This is a genomic window from Hoeflea phototrophica DFL-43 (genome assembly GCF_000154705.2).
Classification (GTDB): Bacteria; Pseudomonadota; Alphaproteobacteria; order Rhizobiales; family Rhizobiaceae; genus Hoeflea; species Hoeflea phototrophica.
Genome location: NZ_CM002917.1, coordinates 3,276,435 through 3,295,752 on the forward strand (window position 1 = coordinate 3,276,435; position 19,318 = coordinate 3,295,752).

A 19,318-nucleotide genomic window follows, 5' to 3' on the forward strand; every position below is an offset into this window, starting at 1 on the left:
CGGCGTGGGGATCACGCCAGTTCGGGGACCCTGTTCCTCCCGGCATTCTCGGTCCAGACGGGTCCCCTGCCCGGACAATGCCTTCCTTACAACGCTTGCGGGCCGCCTCCTCCGGCGAGACCCGCAAACGCCATTCGCTCAGCCGTATGGAAACGGCCAGACTCGCATTTTCTCCTTGGCGAGCGACCAGAGCCTTGCCAGCCCGTGTGGTTCGACAATGAGAAAGAAGATGATCAACGCGCCCACGATCATGGTCGCGACGTGGAAAACGGTTTCAGCATTGATGTCGATGCCCATCGCCGGCAATCCCGCGCGCAGCACGATCGGCAGGCCCCAGATGAAGGCGGCACCGAAGAACGATCCGACCAGGCTGCCCAATCCCCCCAGGATCACCATGAACAGGATCTGGAACGACAGCGTGATCGAGAACGCCGAAGGTTCGGCAGCCCCGAGATAGAAGAAGATGAACATCGCGCCGGCAACGCCGCAAAGATAGGACGACACCGCAAAGGCAGAGAGTTTGGCGGTCAAAGGCCGCACGCCCATCAATTCAGCTGCAATGTCCATGTCGCGGATCATCATCCATTGCCGCCCGATCCGCCCGCGCACGATATTCTTCACCGCGAATGTGACCACCACCACGATGGCCAGAACCACGAAGTATTGGGTCATCGCACCGGCCGCAGGGCCGGTGAGAACGATGTCTCCAAAGCCACGGCGCTCCGGAACCTCGATCGCGCCGGAGGAATTGTAGTTGTAAAGCCAGGGAATGCGGATGAAGCACCACTCGAGGAAGAACTGCGCAGCCAGCGTCGTGACCGCCAGGTATAGTCCTTTGATCCTAAGCGACGGCAATCCGAAAATGACACCGATACCGGCGGAGAAGAACCCCGACAGCAACACCAGGATCACGATGTTCACATCCGGAAAGATCGTCGTCAGCTTGTAGCAGCTGTAAGCGCCGACACCCATGAAGGCACCGGTGCCGAGCGAGAGCTGCCCGGCATAACCGGTGAGAATGTTCAGGCCGATCGCGGCAAGCGCCAGAATCAGGAACGGCGTCATGATCGCATTGAGAAAGAAGTCGCTCGCCACGAACGGGATCGCCAGCGCGATCGCCCCGATGATCATCATCCCGATCCGGTCTTCGCGTATTGGGAAGATCGCCTGGTCGGCAATATAGCTGGTCTTGTACTGACCGGATTCGCGATACAGCATTACTCGTCTCCCCAGACATTCCCGCTTGACGGCAGCACGTGTGAGTTGGGACCGGTCAGGCGGAAACGATGCCCGGTCGGGGCCTCCATGATCACCGTAAGATCAACCACACTGACTTTGCGTCCACCCAGTTGTTCGATGCGGCGGATCTCCGCCGCAAGGTCATCGGTTTCAATGTCGAAATGAATGCGCGCTTCATCGTGCACCGCCTCGAGGATCAGCGAAACGCCCTTGTCCCCGGCCATGATGGTGGCGCGCTTGCCGTCATCAATATGCGAAGGCTGGCCCAAAAGCTGCGACCAGAAACTGGCCGCATGCTCGATATGATCGGTGTGGCAATCGACGACGATGGCTGAGAGTCTGCTCTTGTGCATCGCTTTACACCCTTTCGATGATGCGCTCGCCGAACAGGCCCTGCGGCCTGAACAGCAGGAAGATCAGCGCGATCATGTAGGCGAGCCAGCTTTCGATGCCGCCGCCCACCAGCGGACCCCAGTAGATCTCGCCGATCTTTTCGCCGATGCCGATGATCAGCCCGCCAACGATCGCACCTGGGATCGAGGTGAAGCCGCCCAGGATCAGCACAGGCAGCGCCTTGAGCGCAATGATTTCCAGTGCGAAGGACACATCCGAGCGCGCGCCCCACATGATGCCCGTGGTCAGCGCCACGATGCCGGCGGCAAACCAGACGATGGCCCAGATCTGGTTGAGCGAAATGCCGACCGAGAGTGCCGCCTGGTGGTCATCGGCCACGGCGCGCAACGCCCGCCCGATCCGGGTCTTGTTGAAGAACACCGCCAGGCATCCGACCATGATGATCGCGATCACCGCTGCGGCAATGTCGATATGCTGCAGGATCAAAAGCCCGCCATCGCCGATTTCGAACGCCGTCGATCCGGTTGGCAGACCCAGCTCCTCAGTGATCATCTGCTTGGGTTCACCCCCGAAGATGAACTCGCCAAAGCCGATCAGGAAGTAGGTCAGGCCGATGGTCGACATCAGAAGGATGATATCCGGCTGGTTGACCAGCGGCCGCATCACGAAACGCTCCACCGCAAGCGCCAGCACCCCCATCACACCGATGGTCAGGATCAGCGCCAGATAGGCCGGAACGCCCTTCTCGTGCAGCCCGACTAGCGTCAACCCGGCGAACACCACCATGATCCCTTGCGCAAAGTTGAACACGCCCGAGGCCTTGAAGATCAGCACAAAGCCAAGTGCGATCAGCGCATAGAGCACGCCCGCGACAAAGCCTTCCCACAACACTTGCAGCAGAAAGTCCGGCAGTTCCACCATCTGCACGAACGGGTCGATCAGGATTGCATAGAGAAAGTCCATCAGTGCGACACTCCAAGATAGGCGTCGATGACGTCCTGGTTGTTCTTCACGTCTTCAGGCGAGCCATCACCGATCTTGCGCCCGTAATCGAGCACCACCACCCGGTCGGAAATGTCCATCACCACGCCCATATCGTGCTCGATCAGCGCAATGGTCGTGCCCATCTGGCTGTTCACATCGAGAATGAAGCGGCTCATGTCCTCTTTCTCTTCGAGGTTCATCCCCGCCATCGGCTCGTCGAGCAGAAGCAAATCCGGCTCCATTGCCAGCGCCCGGCCAAGCTCGACCCGCTTTTGCAGCCCGTAAGGCAACTTGCCCACTGGTGTCTTGCGGATGTGCTGGATCTCGAGAAAATCGATGATCTCCTCGACCTTGAGCCGGTGCTCGATCTCCTCGTTGCGCGCAGGCCCGACATTGAGCACCTGCCAGAAGAAGTTCTTGTGCATCTTCAGCGTCCGCCCCGACATGATGTTGTCGAGCGTCGACATGCCCTTGAACAGCGCCACGTTCTGGAAGGTGCGGGCAATTCCAGAAGCCGCCGCCTCATAGGGCTGCATGCGCGACCGTGCCTGACCGCGAAAGGTGATCACCCCTTGTTGCGGGTGATAAAACCCGTTGATCACGTTCAGCATCGAGGTCTTGCCGGCCCCGTTGGGACCGATGATCGCGCGGATTTCGCCCTTCAGGATGTCAAAGGAAATATCGGAAATCGCCTTCACCCCGCCAAAGGCGAGCGAAACGTTATCCAGCTTGAGCATCACGTCGCCGGGATTGAGACCGTCATCCTCGGCGTGAAGCTCCACATGCTTGATACGGGCGTTCATTCGGCAGCCTCCGGCAACTCAGCAGCGACAGGATAAACCTTGGCATCCGCCAGCTTGACGGTGGCGCGGATGGCGCCCTTTCGTCCGTCTTCAAAGGTCATGTCGGTTTCGATGAACTGCTCTTCAGCGCCGTTGTAGAGCGCGTCAATCAGTGGCCCGAAGCGTTCGGCAATGAAGCCACGGCGCACCTTCTGCGTCCGCGTCAGCTCGCCATCATCGGCTTCCAGCTCCTTGTGCAGCACCAGGAACCGCTGGATCTGCGCACCAGCCATCATCGGCTCGGCGGCAAGATCCCGGTTCACCTGATCGATGTGCTTCGCCATCATCTCGTAGACCTGCGGCAGGTTCGCCAGTTCCTGATAGGAGGCATAGGAAATGTTGTTGCGTTCGGCCCAGTTGCCGACCGCCGTCAGATCGATGTTGAGAAACACCGCGACAAAATCCCGCCCGTCGCCGAAGGCCACAGCTTCCTTGATGTTGGGAAAGAACTTGAGCTTGTTCTCGATGTATTTCGGCGCATAGAGCGCCCCGGTGGTGAGCTTGCCCACATCCTTGGCGCGGTCGATGATCTTGAGATGGCCTTCGGCGTCGAAGATGCCCGCATCGCCGGTCATCACCCAGCCATCGGAGGTCATGGTTTCCCTGGTCTTCTCGTCATCACCATAATAGCCCGCGAACATGCCCGGCGAGCGGAACTGCACCTCGCCATTGTCGGCAATGCGGATTTCCACATCCGGCGCCGCAGGCCCCACGGTGTCGGGACGTACGTCGCCATCCTTCTGGGCGGTGACATAGAGGAACGCCTCGGTCTGCCCGTAAAGCTGTTTGAGATTGATCCCCAGCGAGCGGAAGAACGAAAACAGATCCGGCCCGATCGCCTCACCTGCCGTGTAGGCGGTGCGGATTCGCGTGAAGCCGAGGACATTGCGCAACGGCCCGTAGATCAGCTTGTCACCAAGCCAGTAGGAGACCCGGCCCGACAGCGGCACCGGACGGCCTTCGAGAATCTTCTCGCCATATTTCTTTGCGACCGCAAGGTAGTGATCAAACAGCCACTTCTTGATGCGGCTGGCATCCTCCATCCGGATCATCACGCTCGTGAGCAGCCCTTCGAAAACCCTTGGCGGCGCGAAATAGAAGGTCGGACCGATCTCGCGCAGATTTTGCGACACCGTGTCCGGGCTTTCCGGACAGCTCATGCAAAGCCCGACCGCATAGCCCTGGGCGTAATTGAGATAATGATCACCCACCCAGGCCAGCGGCAGATAGGCAAGCACTTCGTCAAACTCGGTCATGTTGTCGAATTTGGCCGTGTCTTCCGCCGCCTTCACCGAGGTGGCAGCGGTCAGCATCACGCCCTTCGATCGGCCGGTCGTGCCGGAGGTGTAAAGGATCGCCGAGACTTCGCGGCCATCGGACGCCCGGATTCCGGCCTCCCAGTCGGCAATCGCTCCGGAGTCCGATTGCGCAAGCGCCCGGCCCTTGTCCTGCACTGCGTCGAACTTGTGCAGCCGCGCGTGATCATAATCGCGCAAGCCGCGCGGCTCGTCGTAGATGATGTCGGTCAGTCCGGAAATGTCCTCGGCCATCGACTGGAGCTTGTCGACCTGTTCCTGGTCCTGAACAACCGCGAAGCGCACGCCAGCATGGTTGAGGACATAGGCCATCTCTTCAGCCACCGAATCTGCATAGACGGGAACCGGAATGGCCTTGAGCGATTGTGCCGCGCAGAACGCCCAGTAAAGCCGCGGGCGGTTTGACCCGACAATGGCGATCCGGTCACCTTCGCCAAGCCCCATGGCCTTGAGCCCCAAAGCGAGGTTACGAATCTCGTCGCGCTGCTCGGACCAGGTCCAGGTCTGCCAGATGCCGTAGTCCTTCATCCGCATTGCGGGGCGGTCCGCAAAACGCTTGGCGTTGAGCAGCAAATATTGCGGAAACGTCACCGGCTTGCCGCCGGCGGTTGCGCCTGTGGCGTCCATCCTCCACTCTCCTCCCTGTCCGGTCAGGCATTTGGCCTGTCCCGGGCGCAGGCCCTCCAGCCCGCGTTACCGGCCACTCCCGATGGCCAGACATGCCCCGGTTCAAACCGGGTTTTCATCAGGCTTCCGGCGGCTGTCCTCTCAACCGCCCGAAACTGATTAGCATTCACGAATTAAATGAACGCTCGTTTAGCTTATTCCCCTTTGTGCCCGTTGCAAGCCTTGTTTTTGGAATTGTTCATTCCGTCCCCGCCATTGCCACGATCCGGTCGACAATCGGGCTGACGCCAAAGCGGATCGGGTCACTGGCCGGCACGCCATAGTCTCGGGCAAGCGCTTCAAGCAACGTCTTGGCTTCGCCTTCGTTGAGCTTCTGGGTGTTGACGGCGATGCCGGCGCAGGCGATCGCCGGGTTGGTCAACTGCCCGCAGGTGATCGTCTGATCAATCACCTGCTGAATGGTCGGTAAGGCATGGCTTACGCCGCGCATTGTCGTACGGGTCGGCTCGTGGCAGACGACGAAGAAATCCGCCTGAGCGCCATGCAAGAGCCCCAGTGACACGCCGGCAAAGCTGGGGTGAAACAGCGAGCCCTGCCCCTCGATCAGATCCCAGTGGTCGGGATCTGCTTCCGGCGAGATCCACTCCACGGCGCCTGAGATAAAGTCGGCCGCAACTGCATCAATAGCCGCACCGCGCCCGGAGATGAATACGCCGGTCTGGCCGGTGGCGCGGAAATCTGCATCCATGCCGCGCGCCCGCATTTCCTTCTCCAGCGCCAGGGCTGTGTATTTCTTGCCCACCGAGCAATCTGTCCCGACGGTCAGCACCCGTCGGCCGGAGCGCTTGGTGCCCTTGCCAGTGGCAAATTTCACATCCGAAAAGCGCACATCATGCAACCCTGCGCCGCCGCGGGCAGCGGCCTCGGCAATCTCGGGGATCGAGGCAAGCCGCACATGCAGCCCGGTGGCGACATTCAGGCCGGCTTCCAGCGCACTGACAATCGAGGCGATCCAGTGTTCGGGCAGCACACCGCCGGCATTGACCGAACCGACAACCATGGTCTGCACGCCTTTTGCCTTGGCCTCTTCGACACTCAGATCGGGAATGCCTGCGTCGGCCTTGCAGCCTTCAAGCCGCAGCTGACCTATGCACCATTCGGGCCGCCAGTCGACAATGCCCAGGCCCGTTTTGGCTGCCAGAGCATCCGGCACGTCACCGAGAAAAATCAGATAGGGTGGTTCGATGACCATGGGGTACTCCGTACACATGAACTGGCTGCCTGGCGCAGGATAGGAACCAATGTCCTGCGCCTTTTCGCAACCGTCAAGGCAAGAGTTTGGGGTCACGCTGATTTGCGCGCAAATCCCACAGATACGTGGTGAAACGGGAAATCTGCCAGCGGCTTACAGCGCCGCGCATCCTATCGAATGCGCAAAGGACGCTGCAATTTTTTGAAAGAATTCATGTGCGTTATCGCTCAATTGAATCCAATTGAGCACGACATGCATTAGGTGCCCGGCGGAAGAACATAGGCATCATAGCAGGGCGTCAGCGAAATCCGCCGGTGATTGACAAGCGCAGGCGCGTAATACGCCTCGAGCGTGTTGCGCGAGCGCAGCACCGGACAGACCGGCGCCAGCACCAGATCCGTTTGCCCTACAGCCGCGCGGATCTTTTCCGTCAGCGGCGGAAGAGCCCGGGATGGATCTGCCCCGATGGCCACATGATAGGAGCCCTTGCGCTTTAAGATGAACGGAAATGGATTGGCAAAATCGAGATTGAGGATGGTCTCGAAGCGCTGTCCACTCTGTGCCTCGAACATCTTGATCGCCTCGGTCACGGTCTGCATCTCTTCAAGCAGCAGATACTGAAAATCCGGATCGGAAAACTGCAGGAAGGACGGCAAGGCTTCGGTTTCCGCAATCGCCTCATAGGTATCGCGATGGGCGACATACATGCGCCGCATTCGCTCGGCCTGCTCGGCGAACACATCCTTGACCGACGCCTGTCCGAGCGGTCCCAGATCCGGCCCGTCAACCTTGATGTATCCTGGCGCAACGGCAGCGACCCGCGCCGCCTTGTGCAGCATGGTGCTGACATTGGGAATCGCGGTGAAGCCGACAAGCACCAGAACCGGCACAGCAAGCCGCCCGTAGCCCGTCATCGGCTTGAGCAGGATGGCCAGCAGAGCCGGCCAAACCATGATAAAGGCCTGGCTCCCGGTGTTCTGGGTCTCGTAGAACAGCCCGCAAGCCAGCAACAGACCGACCCAGAACCAATCGGCATCAAAGCACCGCACCACCAGATTGCCATCTGTCCGGCCACCTGCAGACCTGTTTCCCACCAGCGCGGCAACCAGCAAAACCATTGCCAGCAACCCGCCCGCACCAAGCACATTGAAATGCTGCGACGCGGCCGTGAGGAACCGTGGCAGCAAGGCACCGGTGTTCTCCGACGCAAGCACGATAATGTCGCCAACATAAAGGCTGACAACGCCGGTCATGACCTCGACAATGCCGGCCACAATAAAGCAGACAAGCGCTGTGGCAACGGCTGTCAACAGCCGGATCCGGCCCAGGATCAGCCCGAACAACAGAATTGGACCGGCAGCCAGGAACGCGGTGATCTTGCAGAATGCCAATGACAGCAAGAGCACGCTGAGCACTATCGTCTGGATGACGGGGCTGCGAACGAACAGCACGGTCGCCGCGACCAGATAGATCAGATGGGCGCCGTGCCGGTTGTAGATTCCGAACGCATCGGTGCCCGGATAGGGATAGAAGTCGATTACATTGAACGGCAGTGCCACAAAAAGCAGGAACGGCAGCAGGATACCGAACGCCGGTTTCAGACCACGCGCCGACACATCCCACATGATCAACGCCATCACCGGAAGCGTCACCGGCAACCAGATCCATTGCGTCAGCAGCACCGGCTGCGCCTGGGGAAACACATAGTCGGAAAAGGCCGCGAGGTAATACTCAAGCGGGCCGACCGGGACGAAGAAATCGAGCACCGGATGCTGCCCCTGCCCGATCCGTCCGATTGCGTCGTAATAGAGCAGCACATCCCAATACATAGGCCCGATCGGCAGGACCAAAGGCAGGGTCTGAAGCACCGCCAGAACCCCGGCAAATCCCACCATCAGCGGATAGATCCACATCAGCACCCGGCGGCCTGAAGTGTCGTCGATTTCAGCCTGGTTCATGCTCATCATGTTTCCTTGATGATGATTCCTCGTCGGACGATACTCGGGGACGGCCGCCCCTTAGGTCAATCCAGCAACGTGCCTTTGGTTAACCAGCCGACATGTGCACACCAGGTTGAGCTGCCACCTGAAAAGCCGACGATCGGGGCACGGCGATGTGATGAGCAGGAGACCAAATCAATGCCCTTCGCACGTTTCTAACATCACGGCTGACAGTGAATCTCACAGTCGCAATGGACAATACGGTTCCTACAGATCCAGAATTGAAATCACACTGGCTGAGACTGGAGCCATGCACGCCTGGCGCGCCAAGCCAAAAACAAAAACGCCCGCGCATCTCGCACGCAATGCCGAACAACATATGAAAAACAAGAAAAATGGTGGGTGAGCACGGGCTCGAACCGTGGACCCGCTGATTAAGAGTCAGCTGCTCTACCAACTGAGCTACACACCCACTTGTTCCGTGCGGAACGGAACGAAGGGGCGTATAGACCGGATAGAGGGGGTTGTCCACACTGTTTTTCGCAAGTCTCTCCCAACCAGCGCGCATGCCTTTGTGCTGGGTCGCCCCAAGCTCTGCGCAAGGCCTTCGTTACGTCTTCGCCAGACCCGTCACAGCAGCAGCCGGCCCTCGGCGATTTTCACCGCTTCGCCGCCGATGCGCGCATGGGTGAGCTCGGAACCCGAGCAATCAAGATGCAGGTGGATGAGCGACGGCCGGCCCATCTCCACGCCCTGCTCGATCACCAGCGCATGGTTGCCCTCGCGCAGCCCGTCAAAGCCGTGGATCGCACCTGAAAGAGCTGCAACGGCAGAGCCGGTGGCCGGATCCTCCGCCACCCCTTCCGCCGGCGCGAACATGCGCGCATGAAACGCGGCATTGTGGTTCACGCCGCCCCGGCAATAGACATAAGCTGCGGCCAGTTGCCCGTCGGCCATCGGCGCCATCTGCTCCCACAATGCCGCATCGCATTCGGCTTTCGCCGCCGCGGCCTGATCCATGACCGGCACCAGCACGAAGGGAACGCCCGCGCTCCACAGCGACAGCCTGTGGTTCTCGAACCCGATCTCGTGCGGATCGAGCCCGAGTGCCGCGCCGATGTCCTCGGTCGGGATCTCCGCATCGAACCTTCGCGACAGCCTGGGAAGATCGAATTCGGCGAAGCCCGCCTTGTCCGGGCTCAGCCGCACCGCGCAGCGCACCGGGCCGATCTGCTCTTCAAGCATCTTGACCAGATCGATGCCGTTGGCGGGGATCGCGTCGCCAAGCCTGCGATGGGCCAGCGCAACGGCAGCCCCCACGGTCGGGTGCCCGGCGAAGGGAAGCTCGCGCCCGGGCGTGAAAATCCGCAATTGCGCCGTATGCCCGGGGTTTTCGGGCGTTTTGACAAACACCGTTTCCGACAGGTTGAACTCCCGCGCGATCGCCTGCATCTCGTCATCATCGAAACGGTCGGCATCAAACACCACAGCCAGCGGGTTCCCATGCAGCGCAGTCCCGGAAAAGACATCATAAATCGCGTAGTCCGACATGCCTGTAGTCCCTTCTGCCGCCGGCCCAAGCGCCTGCGTTGTCGCGCATCCTAACCAGATTCACCGCTCTGCCAACCGCCGATCAGCGGTCAAAATGAAAATCGATCAATGCACGCATATAGAGCGGCACGGCCTCACCCAGATCGTCAGAGTTGCGGACAATCACGATGTCGTCCACCTCCTGCTCTGCGGCCACGGCGATATGGGCACGCATCCGCTCGACAATCGTGTCCGCCGGTTCGGGCAGAACGAAACGCCGGAAGATCGACACAAACCCGCCGCTGCGCCAGCCGAGCAAATGCTCTTCGGCCCGCGCGCTGGAAAGCGCCTCTCCGGTCTCCTCATGCGCTTCGCGCAAGATCGACCCGTCGACATCAATCCAGCCACCGTCGATGTCGGAGGAATCAAGCGAGCCCGCGGGCGCGTAGACCTTGCCCGAATTGGCGGTCCTGGGCGCCATGCGGATCAGCAGCATCACGCCATCAGACGACAGGATGATCGCCGAGCCGAACAGATGCCAGGCACTGATCCCGGCATCAGCCTTCTCAGCCGCTTCGCCATCCTGCGCGTTCCAGGTCCTGATCAGATGCAGCAGCCCCGCATAGGGTGCCCGGTGGCTGACGCCATGGATCACCCCGTCATCGAACTGGAGATCCCGGTGCAGGATCACGGTGCCGTTGAACAGCCAGGGCCGCTCGACTTCCTCGCGCGCCCAGTGCGCCTCGACGGCGCTGCGGTTGGCGACGATCCAGGGATGCTCCGCCTCATCGAGCCTGAGCCGCACCGCATCGAGACGAAAGACGCGGTTTTCGGGGATCTCCGCCACAGCACTCAAACCATGTCGAAGGTCATTGCCACCGGGCAATGATCGGACGCCTTGGGCCGGTCCCAGCCGGTGCGCGGATAGCGCTCAACCTCCTGGCCTTGCGGAAACAGCGTGCGCCAGGGCTGGCCAGCGCGGATGATGTCGGGCAGCCGGTCGCGGTTCGACCGCGTCAGCGCCGGCGAGGCCAGCAGGTAATCGAGCTGGCACAGATGCCGCTCCTGCGGCCCGCGTGTGTGATAGAGCGTCCAGCGGTCCATTTCCGGCCGCCGCGTCACCACATTCTCCGCAAAACCATCTGCCGTGAGCACCCGCACGGCACCGTCTTCGGCCTGTTCGGGGGTGAAGTGATAGCCGTGGCGGCGGTCGCCGGTGATCACCAGCTTCTCCGAATAATCGTTGAAATCCCCGGCGATGACATAGCGCTTGCCGCCGCCATCTGCGCCGAAGCGATCGGAGATGAGCTTGCGCACCGCCCGCGCCTCGGCAACGCGCACCGGCATGGTGTGGGTGCGGCCATCCAGCCCGTTGCGTGGCGATCCCATCGACTTGAAATGCACCACATAAAGCGTCAGCCGTTTCGGGCCGATCTTCACATCCACCTCCAGGCAATCGCGCTTGAACAGCTTGTCATTGGGATGCGCCATTCCCTCGAGATCCGGCGAATAGAGGCCGGCCGCATCATAGGTCAGATGTGCATGGCTGGTGACCTCGAGGATCTCGATCTTGGCGCCATCGAGCGTGCGCTCGCGCGCCATCAGCGCCAGGTTGATGCCGCGGCTGTCATTGCCGTCGATCAGCACCTTGTGGCGGTAGCCATCGCCGATCATCTTGAACAGATAGCCATATTCGAACCGGTGCAGCGTATCGAGATTTTCGACCTCCTGCAGGCACAATATGTCGGCATCCGCCTCGGCAATCGCCAGCGCCGTCATCTGCCGCGTGTCATCGGTCAGCGACACGGCCCGCGCGATTTCGGCCTGGCGGTACTGCTCTTCGGAGGAGAAATCATAAAGCTGCGCCACCCGGTCCTGCCTCAGCTCGTTGCGGAAGCCGGAGAAATCGAACCGGCTCAACAGGTTTTCGGCGTTGAAGGTGGCAATGCGGACTGTCATGCGGGAGCCTGATTCTCGAACGGGGCACGGATGGCCGCGAGCCTATTGCGCGCGCCCCCATGATGCAAACCGCCATTGCGGACGGGGACTTTCAACCCACCCTGCCAGCGCAATGTTACGGCCCGTTGACCAGCGCCAGCACCAGGCTGTGGACGGCACCGCCATCGCCCATTTCCACCCGGTCGAAGGCCCGGCCGCGGGCCCGCTGCTCGTCCGACAGGCGCTTGAGATGGGTCTGCAGCGCGGCGCGGACCTTGTGGCAGCCCGGATCGTCGGGTGCCGAGAGCCCGACGCTGACCGCCTCGATCGCCTGCACCATCTCGATGATGTGCTGTCCGTGCACCTTTTCATGGGCCAGCAGCCCGTCATAGAACCGCTTCCAGGACGTTGCCACACTGGACGGCAGGCCGCCGCGCGGCTTGGGCAGCGTGTAGGTGATGATCAGCTTGGGAACATTCCTGGCGATGACACAGCTGCCATCGGCCTGCTCGCGATAGTCGCGCCCCCAGGTCAGCTTGAAGGTGGTGTGGGCGATGGTGCGCCGGTCGCCCGAAATCACCGGCCCGTTCTCGCCAACCGAGCGGTACAGCTCCAACCCGGACTGGCCCGAGACCGGATAGGTCTTGACCTGTTCAACGGCCGTCCAAGCGCGCGCGGGCAGCGCGGCAAGCGTTGCTGCGAGCACAGCGAGGACGGCAACGGCTTGGCGGACTGACGGCATTCTCTCTCTCCAGCTCAACAGCGTTGAGTGGTACTGCCAGCCGACGGCCAATTCAAGACAGCCGGAAACGCGCCCGCGCGGACATCTCCGCCGGGGTGTGCTGTTGAACAAAGTCCGGAGGGCCGCGCGCTGGCAGTGCCTTCTGAACGAATTGGGTATGCGTGTGCGGGACCGGCATCAATCCCGCACGGGGTGGCGCTGCACGCGCGCGGCCCGGAAGTCGCCGGATCGTGTCCAGATCCGACAGACGGTGCCTTGCACCCTCGGGAATTTTCGTCTCCCGCCCGGATTGCTCCGGCCCGGGCCTGGACTGACCCGGGAGATGCGTCTGGCGCGGTCCGGCACGGACGCTGGCTGCGTTTTGTGATCGATGCATCTCCGCTGCCGGTCCCTCATGACATCCGGTCATGACATCCGGCTGGGTGATGCATGCACGGGTAATCCCCCCTCAAAATAACGGGCTTCAAAAGTAGAATTTTCTCGGCAATATGATCGAGGAGATTTCGATGAAGACGAGCAGATTTAGCGAACCACAAATCCTGGCGATCCTGCGCCAGGCAGAAGGCGGCGTCCCGGTGCCAGAGTTGTGCCGGGAGCATGGGATGAGCACGGCCTCATTTTACAAATGGCGGGCCAAGTACGGCGGCATGGACGCCTCGATGATCAGCCAGATGAAGGCTCTGGAAGACGAGAACCGCCGGCTGAAGAAAATGTATGCCGAGATGAGCATGCAGGCCGAACTTCTGAAAGAGGCTCTTGGAAAAAAATGACGCGGCCATCTCAACGCCGGGAGATGGCCGGGAAAGCAGTGGCGTTGCGAGGGGTGAGTATTGCGCTTGCCTGCCGCACCTTCGAGGTCAGCGAGACCTGTTATCGTTACAGTGCAAAGCTGAACGACGAGAATGAGCATATTGCCGATCTCCTGATCGGACTGACGAGGGCCAAGAAGACCTGGGGTTTTGGCCTGTGCTTCCTGTATCTGCGCAAACGTCCAGGGACATCGTTGGAACCACAAGCGTGTCTATCGCATCTACCGCAAACTGGAACTGAACCTGCGGATCAAGCCGCGTAAGCGTTTGAAGCGGGACAAACCGGATGCACTGGCCGTCCCGGATCAGCCAAACCTGGTCTGGTCCATGGACTTCATGGCGGACCGTCTGGAGGATGGAAGGCAGTTCCGGCTGTTGAATGTCCTTGACGACTTCAACCGCGAAGGGCTCGGCATCGAAGTGGATTTCTCGCTTCCCGCCGAGCGCGTCATCCGCAGTCTGAACCAGATCATCGAATGGCGCGGCAAACCGATGTCGATACGAGTCGATAACGGCCCCGAATATGTCAGTGGTAAACTGATGGAGTGGGCCGAAACACAAGGCATCGCGTTGAGCCACATTCAGCCCGGCAAGCCGCAGCAAAATGCCTATGTCGAGCGCTACAACCGCACAGTCCGGCATGAATGGCTCGACCAATACATCATCGAAAGCATCGAGGAGGCACAGGAGTTCGCCACGCAATGGCTATGGACCTATAACAACGAACGGCCCAATATGGGCATCGGCGGCATAACTCCCGCACAGAAACTCAAAATGGCCGCGTGAATTCTACCGCCGAGCCCCGTTAAAAACGGGGGGATTACCGCTGGATCCCGGCTCAAGGCCGGGATTACGGTGGAAAAGGGCGCAGCGTGCTCCCCCTCTCCCCTGGTGGGAGAGGACACAAAATCGCGGTCTTGGACCGGCAGGGCCAAGCCGCAGATTTTGTTGGTGAGGGTGGCCGGTCGCTGACATCGCAGTTGCGGCAACACCCCCTCTCTTGGAATTTCTAGCACTTGGCTGAAGCCAAGACGCTGAAACAGCCTTCGCGCGGCGTCGCGCTCAGGCCTTCGTTCGCTGAAATCGGATTCTCCGATTTCTGGCCTTTGGCCAACGCTCCGAAGTCTCACCCACCAAGGGGGAGAAGGTCAAACCATCCAGTCCCCCCCTACCCCTCCCCCGGCAGGGCCGTCGCAAGCATGTCCCAGAAATCGGCGCCGGTTTCGGGCAGGGTCAGGGTGTCGGTGCGGGTGATCTGGGTTTCGCTCAGGCCGATCAGCGCGGGCAGCAGATTGACCGCGCCGGACAGCGGCCAGACAGGGGTTTCCATCCGCATCGCAGCCGGAGCGATGTCCGGGGGGATTGCTTGTGGGATTGCCTTTGGGATGACCGGGGTTTGGGACGCAGCCTGCGTGCCGGGCGTCACCGAGGCCGCGGCCTGTGCCGGCTGCAGCCGAACGCCGGACAGCGGCACGGACAGACTGGGGATGATGGCGGGCATCGCTCCGGCGCTCCTTTGCTGATGATGATTTCATCAGGTTACCTGCGCCAAACCTTACGCCGCCGGCTTGAGGCAGGCGTAAACCGGAAAGCCGGGATTTAACTCAAATGCCGGACGGGACGATCCGCCTCTGCCCTGGAGGGAGAGAGAAGCCGCGCCCAAGCCCCGGAGCAACCCGAAATTACGCAAACAATCACCCTAAAACAAAGGAGTGTGCTACAAGACCCCATCCGGTCCGCGATGAAGCGGGCTGCGAACCCTTGAACTGGACATTTTCATGAACATCCCCGAATGGACGAAACCTGCGCTCATGGGCGCGGGCGCCGGAGCGATTGCCCTGGCAATTGTCGGATTCAGCTGGGGCGGCTGGATGACGGCCACTGCCGCTGAGAAGATGTCGGACAAGGGCTCAACGGCGGCCGTCGCCACCGCGCTCACCCCCTATTGCCTGCAAAACGCCAAGAACGACCCGATGGCATCCGGCGTCATGGCCGAACTCAAGGCCGCCAACTCCTACAAGCGCCGCAGCATCGTCGAGGAAGCCGGCTGGGCAACCCCGCTCGGCGCCGAAACGCCCGACCGGGCACTGGCCGAAACCTGCCTCGACGCACTCGACGTCAACACCTGACCCTAGAGCGCCGTGCGTCCAATTGGACGCACAAAGGTCGCTCTAACACTTTGATTTAATGCATGTACGTTATCACTCAATTGAATCCAATTGAGTGCGACATGCATTAGTCGCGCTCAGATGCGCGCATTTGAGCGCGATACAGGTCTTGGGATAGCGGGTTTTGAAGATGTGAAGCGGGCTCAATCAGCCCCAGCGCTCGTCGCGGTCCTTCGGGTCGAGCGCGCTCATCAGCATGTCCCACATGTCCATGCCGGTTTCCATCACCGCGAGATTGGCCTCATAGGCCATCTTGCTCTCGGCCATGTCCATCAGCTCGGTGGCCAGATCGACACCGCTGTTGGAGCCCGCGGGCGCTTCGCGCGGCACCGCCCGCACCCCGCCACCGGCGGTGGTGACCATCTCGACGGTCTTGCGGTTGTAATCGGGCGTATCAACATTGGCGACATTGCTGGCAATCGCATCCATGCGTTTGCTCTGCGCGGCCATGCCGGAAAAGGCTGTGTTGATGATGCTGGAAATCACGACGCAAAACTCCCGTAATCAGGGAATTTTAGCGTCAGGTTATGAGCAGGCCGTTAGGGAACGTGGTTAACGCAAGGTTGACGCCTGGCAGGGTCCGGCCCTCCCCCGCTCCCCTGACCGGTGAGCCGGAAACGCTCTACCGCCCCGGACGACCGGTCTTGCCCGGGCGCCGCTTCTGCCGCGCGGCATCCGCCGGATCCTCATAGGACCCCGCACCCGGCCTGGCCCGCTTGACGGCTCCCACATCGTCCGGCTTCGACGGCAGCTTGCCGGGCATCGGCTTTTCGGTGCGGCCCACGGTCATCTCGTCGAGGCTGTTCTTGCGGAAATAGAAGGGGCTGTTTTCGCTCACGCTGTCGCCGCTGCGCGGCTCGCTCCGCGTGGGCGCGCCATCAGGCGCGACGGGCGGTCGCCCTTGCGGCTGCGCCGATCCCTTTCCCTTGCTGGTGCTTAGGACCGGCTTGCCGGTAGCAGCCGCCTTGCGCGACGCTTTGGTGTTCTCGATGCCGGCATCGCGCGCCATCGGGTCTTCCATCAGGTCGAGCTCGACCGCCTTGAGCCGCTTGACCTCGTCGCGCAGCCGCGCGGCGGTTTCGAAATCGAGATCGGCGGCGGCATCGCGCATCTGCTTCTCCAGCGCTTCGAGATGCGCCTTGAGATTGGCGCCGACCAGCGCGCCCTCGTCCTGCCCCTTGCCTTTTCCAGTGGGGGCGGAAATCGAGGCGCGGACATGGTCGCGCTCATAGACTGAATCGAGAATGTCGGAGATATGCGCCTTGACCGATTCCGGCGTGATGCCGTTGGCCGCATTGTACTCTTCCTGCTTGGCGCGGCGGCGCGAGGTCTCCTCCATCGCGCGTTCCATCGAGCCGGTGACCTTGTCGGCATAGAGGATCACCTTGCCGTCGACGTTGCGCGCGGCGCGGCCGATGGTCTGGATCAGCGAGGTTTCGGAGCGCAGGAAGCCCTCCTTGTCGGCATCGAGGATCGCCACCAGCCCGCATTCCGGGATGTCGAGGCCCTCGCGCAAGAGGTTGATGCCGACCAGCACGTCAAACGCGCCAAGCCGCAGGTCGCGGATGATCTCGATCCGCTCCAGCGTGTCGATGTCGGAATGCATGTAGCGCACCCTTATGCCCTGCTCGTGCAGATACTCAGTCAGATCCTCGGCCATGCGCTTGGTCAGCACCGTGCACAGCGTCCGGTAGCCGGCCTCCGCCGTGGCCCGGATTTCGCCAAGCACATCATCGACCTGGGCGTGCGCCGGACGCACCTCCACAGGCGGATCGATCAGCCCGGTGGGGCGGATCACCTGTTCGGCGAAGACACCGCCGGCCTGCTCCATCTCCCAATTGCCCGGCGTGGCCGAAACAGCAACGGTGCAGGGCCGCATCGCGTCCCATTCCTCGAATCTGAGCGGACGGTTGTCGAGACAGGAGGGCAGCCGGAAGCCGTATTCGGCCAGCGTCGCCTTGCGGCGGAAGTCACCCCGGTACATGCCGCCGATCTGCGGGATCGAGACATGACTCTCGTCGATGAACAGCAGCGCATTGTCGGGAATATATTCGAACAGAGTTGGCGGCGGCTCGCCCGGCGCGCGGCCGGTGAGGTAGCGCGAATAGTTCTCGATGCCCTGGCAGACGCCGGTGGCCTCGAGCATTTCCAGATCAAACCGGGTGCGCTGCTCCAGCCGCTGCGCTTCCAGCAGACGGCCCGAGGCTTCGAGCTCCGCCAGCCGGTGCTTGAGCTCCTCGCGAATGTGCTTGGTGGCCTGGTTGAGCGTCGGCCGCGGGGTGACATAGTGCGAGTTGGCGTAGATCTTGACGCTCTTCAGGTCGCCGGTTTTCTTGCCGGTCAGCGGATCGAATTCGACGATGGTTTCGATCTCGTCGCCGAACAGCGAGATCCGCCAGGCCGCATCCTCAAGGTGGGCCGGGAACAGCTCGATCGTGTCGCCCCGCACCCGGAACGAGCCGCGCTGGAAATCCATGTCGCGGCGCTTGTATTGCTGCGCCACCAGATCCGCCAGCAATTGCCGCTGGTCGATGCGGTCGCCGACCGACATCTGGAAGGTCATGGCGGTGTAGGTTTCCACCGAACCGATGCCGTAGATGCAGGACACCGAGGCGACGATGATCACGTCGTCACGCTCCATCAGCGCCCGCGTCGCCGAGTGCCGCATCCGGTCGATCTGTTCGTTGACCGTCGATTCCTTCTCGATGAAGGTGTCGGTGCGCGGCACATAGGCTTCGGGCTGGTAGTAGTCGTAATAGGAGACGAAATACTCGACCGCGTTGTCGGGGAAGAAGTTCTTGAATTCGGAATAGAGCTGCGCGGCCAGCGTCTTGTTGGGCGCGAGAATCACGGCGGGACGCTGGGTCTCCTCGATCACCTTGGCCATGGTGAAGGTCTTGCCCGAGCCGGTGACGCCCAACAGCACCTGGTTGCGCTCGTTCTCGTTGGCGCCCGCCACCAGATCGGCAATCGCCGTCGGCTGGTCGCCGGCGGGCTTGTACTCGGTGGCCATGCGGATCGGCACGCCACCTTCCGATTTCTCCGGCCGCGCCGGACGGTGTGGCACCCAGGTCTTGCCGTTCTTGAACAGCGGATTGCCGCTCTCGATCAGGTCCGACAGCGCCTGAACGGTGGCGGTGTTGGCGCTGGTGGCACCCGAGGCTTCCGCCTCCTCCACCGAGATGTCGAGCCCGGCGACCGCATTGAGGCCTGCGGCAGCACGGGCGCGAGGGTCGTTGGTCGATCCAATCGAGGTGCCGCGCGCGGTTTTCTTGGATTTCTCCGCGGTGGCAGCCTTGCCTTTCGCAGGGCTCTTCGCCGGCACCTCATCCTTCGTCTTGCCGGCCTTCAGGCGGTGCTTACCCGCCTGCGACCGCAGCTCGCGGTTTTCCGCCTTGCGCCGCGCCTTCACCGCATCAAGCTCGGCCTCCTTCGCCAGATCCGCAGCCCAGTCGGCAATCGAGCCGGACGAGGACACCTGCGCGCCCGACAGCGGCGGCTGCGGCGCTTCCTCGAAACCGTCGAATTCGGAGCCGTCCGGGCGGGATGATTTTGCGGGGGTCTTGGCCATGGCCGC

Annotated in this window: 15 protein-coding genes, 1 tRNA gene and 1 pseudogene; 2 read left to right on the plus strand and 15 right to left on the minus strand. The window is 61.6% G+C overall.

Going from position 1 to position 19,318, the window contains the following annotated elements:
* Positions 1–138 precede the first annotated feature (138 nt).
* The 12 genes from HPDFL43_RS15520 to HPDFL43_RS15575 form a co-directional block, all read right to left on the minus strand.
* Positions 139–1,218 (minus strand): branched-chain amino acid ABC transporter permease, encoded by a 1,080-nt coding sequence (locus HPDFL43_RS15520; protein ID WP_007198332.1) that lies wholly within the window; start codon positions 1,216–1,218, stop codon positions 139–141.
* The gene (locus tag HPDFL43_RS15525) at positions 1,218–1,592 is read right to left on the minus strand and encodes a VOC family protein (RefSeq protein WP_007198333.1); all 375 of its coding nucleotides are present in this window, start codon (positions 1,590–1,592) and stop codon (positions 1,218–1,220) included. The genes HPDFL43_RS15520 and HPDFL43_RS15525 overlap by 1 nt, the downstream gene beginning before the upstream one ends.
* A gap of 4 nt (positions 1,593–1,596) precedes the next feature.
* Entirely contained in the window at positions 1,597–2,556 is a 960-nt protein-coding gene (locus HPDFL43_RS15530) for a branched-chain amino acid ABC transporter permease (protein ID WP_007198334.1), read from the minus strand.
* Entirely contained in the window at positions 2,556–3,380 is an 825-nt protein-coding gene (locus tag HPDFL43_RS15535; RefSeq protein WP_007198335.1) for an ABC transporter ATP-binding protein, read from the minus strand. Before HPDFL43_RS15535 ends, HPDFL43_RS15530 begins: the two co-directional genes overlap by 1 nt.
* Positions 3,377–5,362: an AMP-binding protein gene (locus HPDFL43_RS15540; RefSeq protein ID WP_007198336.1), complete on the minus strand. Its 1,986-nt coding sequence runs from the start codon at positions 5,360–5,362 to the stop codon at positions 3,377–3,379. Before HPDFL43_RS15540 ends, HPDFL43_RS15535 begins: the two co-directional genes overlap by 4 nt.
* A gap of 238 nt (positions 5,363–5,600) precedes the next feature.
* Complete coding sequence (dgcN, locus tag HPDFL43_RS15545) at positions 5,601–6,614, minus strand: N-acetyltransferase DgcN (RefSeq protein WP_007198337.1); 1,014 nt, start codon at positions 6,612–6,614, stop codon at positions 5,601–5,603.
* Positions 6,615–6,871: 257 nt separating this feature from the next.
* A complete protein-coding gene (locus tag HPDFL43_RS15550; protein WP_156970296.1) occupies positions 6,872–8,572 on the minus strand; it encodes a hypothetical protein in 1,701 nt (566 codons plus the stop codon).
* A gap of 378 nt (positions 8,573–8,950) precedes the next feature.
* A tRNA-Lys gene (locus tag HPDFL43_RS15555) sits at positions 8,951–9,026 on the minus strand.
* Positions 9,027–9,184: 158 nt separating this feature from the next.
* A complete protein-coding gene (locus tag HPDFL43_RS15560) occupies positions 9,185–10,105 on the minus strand; it encodes a PhzF family phenazine biosynthesis protein (protein ID WP_007198340.1) in 921 nt (306 codons plus the stop codon).
* An 82-nt stretch (positions 10,106–10,187) separates the two neighbouring features.
* The gene (locus tag HPDFL43_RS15565) at positions 10,188–10,931 is read right to left on the minus strand and encodes a hypothetical protein (protein ID WP_007198341.1); all 744 of its coding nucleotides are present in this window, start codon (positions 10,929–10,931) and stop codon (positions 10,188–10,190) included.
* Between the two features lie 5 nt (positions 10,932–10,936).
* Positions 10,937–12,043, minus strand: a complete 1,107-nt coding sequence (locus HPDFL43_RS15570) for an endonuclease/exonuclease/phosphatase family protein (RefSeq protein ID WP_007198342.1) — start codon at positions 12,041–12,043, stop codon at positions 10,937–10,939.
* A 115-nt stretch (positions 12,044–12,158) separates the two neighbouring features.
* The gene (locus HPDFL43_RS15575) at positions 12,159–12,764 is read right to left on the minus strand and encodes a DUF922 domain-containing Zn-dependent protease (RefSeq protein WP_007198343.1); all 606 of its coding nucleotides are present in this window, start codon (positions 12,762–12,764) and stop codon (positions 12,159–12,161) included.
* A gap of 506 nt (positions 12,765–13,270) precedes the next feature.
* Between HPDFL43_RS15575 and HPDFL43_RS15585 the strand changes: the two are divergent.
* Positions 13,271–14,359, plus strand: a pseudogene (locus HPDFL43_RS15585) (IS3 family transposase).
* 382 nt (positions 14,360–14,741) lie between these two features.
* On the opposite strand, the gene HPDFL43_RS15590 reads toward HPDFL43_RS15585, so the two are convergent.
* Positions 14,742–15,074 carry a hypothetical protein gene (locus HPDFL43_RS15590; RefSeq protein WP_007198344.1) on the minus strand — a complete coding sequence of 111 codons (333 nt, stop codon included), beginning with the start codon at positions 15,072–15,074 and terminating at the stop codon, positions 14,742–14,744.
* 277 nt (positions 15,075–15,351) lie between these two features.
* On the opposite strand from HPDFL43_RS15590, the gene HPDFL43_RS15595 reads away from it, so the two are divergent.
* A complete protein-coding gene (locus tag HPDFL43_RS15595) occupies positions 15,352–15,702 on the plus strand; it encodes a hypothetical protein (protein WP_040449279.1) in 351 nt (116 codons plus the stop codon).
* 186 nt (positions 15,703–15,888) lie between these two features.
* Here HPDFL43_RS15595 and HPDFL43_RS15600 read toward each other — a convergent pair whose 3' ends face one another.
* Together HPDFL43_RS15600 and uvrB are read right to left on the minus strand one after the other, a co-directional pair.
* Positions 15,889–16,227 carry a flagellar basal body rod protein FlgC gene (locus HPDFL43_RS15600; RefSeq protein ID WP_007198346.1) on the minus strand — a complete coding sequence of 113 codons (339 nt, stop codon included), beginning with the start codon at positions 16,225–16,227 and terminating at the stop codon, positions 15,889–15,891.
* A gap of 136 nt (positions 16,228–16,363) precedes the next feature.
* Positions 16,364–19,312 carry an excinuclease ABC subunit UvrB gene (uvrB, locus tag HPDFL43_RS15605; RefSeq protein ID WP_007198347.1) on the minus strand — a complete coding sequence of 983 codons (2,949 nt, stop codon included), beginning with the start codon at positions 19,310–19,312 and terminating at the stop codon, positions 16,364–16,366.
* Positions 19,313–19,318: the final 6 nt, after the last annotated feature.

Excerpts from the sequence above, each read along its gene's own strand:
- HPDFL43_RS15575 (WP_007198343.1), bottom strand. The coding sequence starts at position 12,764 with ATGCCGTCAGTCCGCCAAGCCGTTGCCGTCCTCGCTGTGCTCGCAGCA.
- HPDFL43_RS15530 (WP_007198334.1), bottom strand. The coding sequence starts at position 2,556 with ATGGACTTTCTCTATGCAATCCTGATCGACCCGTTCGTGCAGATGGTG.
- dgcN (WP_007198337.1), bottom strand. The coding sequence starts at position 6,614 with ATGGTCATCGAACCACCCTATCTGATTTTTCTCGGTGACGTGCCGGAT.
- HPDFL43_RS15535 (WP_007198335.1), bottom strand. The coding sequence starts at position 3,380 with ATGAACGCCCGTATCAAGCATGTGGAGCTTCACGCCGAGGATGACGGT.
- HPDFL43_RS15540 (WP_007198336.1), bottom strand. The coding sequence starts at position 5,362 with ATGGACGCCACAGGCGCAACCGCCGGCGGCAAGCCGGTGACGTTTCCG.
- uvrB (WP_007198347.1), bottom strand. The coding sequence starts at position 19,312 with ATGGCCAAGACCCCCGCAAAATCATCCCGCCCGGACGGCTCCGAATTC.
- HPDFL43_RS15590 (WP_007198344.1), bottom strand. The coding sequence starts at position 15,074 with ATGCCCGCCATCATCCCCAGTCTGTCCGTGCCGCTGTCCGGCGTTCGG.
- HPDFL43_RS15560 (WP_007198340.1), bottom strand. The coding sequence starts at position 10,105 with ATGTCGGACTACGCGATTTATGATGTCTTTTCCGGGACTGCGCTGCAT.
- HPDFL43_RS15570 (WP_007198342.1), bottom strand. The coding sequence starts at position 12,043 with ATGACAGTCCGCATTGCCACCTTCAACGCCGAAAACCTGTTGAGCCGG.
- HPDFL43_RS15595 (WP_040449279.1), top strand. The coding sequence starts at position 15,352 with ATGAACATCCCCGAATGGACGAAACCTGCGCTCATGGGCGCGGGCGCC.
- HPDFL43_RS15520 (WP_007198332.1), bottom strand. The coding sequence starts at position 1,218 with ATGCTGTATCGCGAATCCGGTCAGTACAAGACCAGCTATATTGCCGAC.
- HPDFL43_RS15550 (WP_156970296.1), bottom strand. The coding sequence starts at position 8,572 with ATGAACCAGGCTGAAATCGACGACACTTCAGGCCGCCGGGTGCTGATG.
- HPDFL43_RS15525 (WP_007198333.1), bottom strand. The coding sequence starts at position 1,592 with ATGCACAAGAGCAGACTCTCAGCCATCGTCGTCGATTGCCACACCGAT.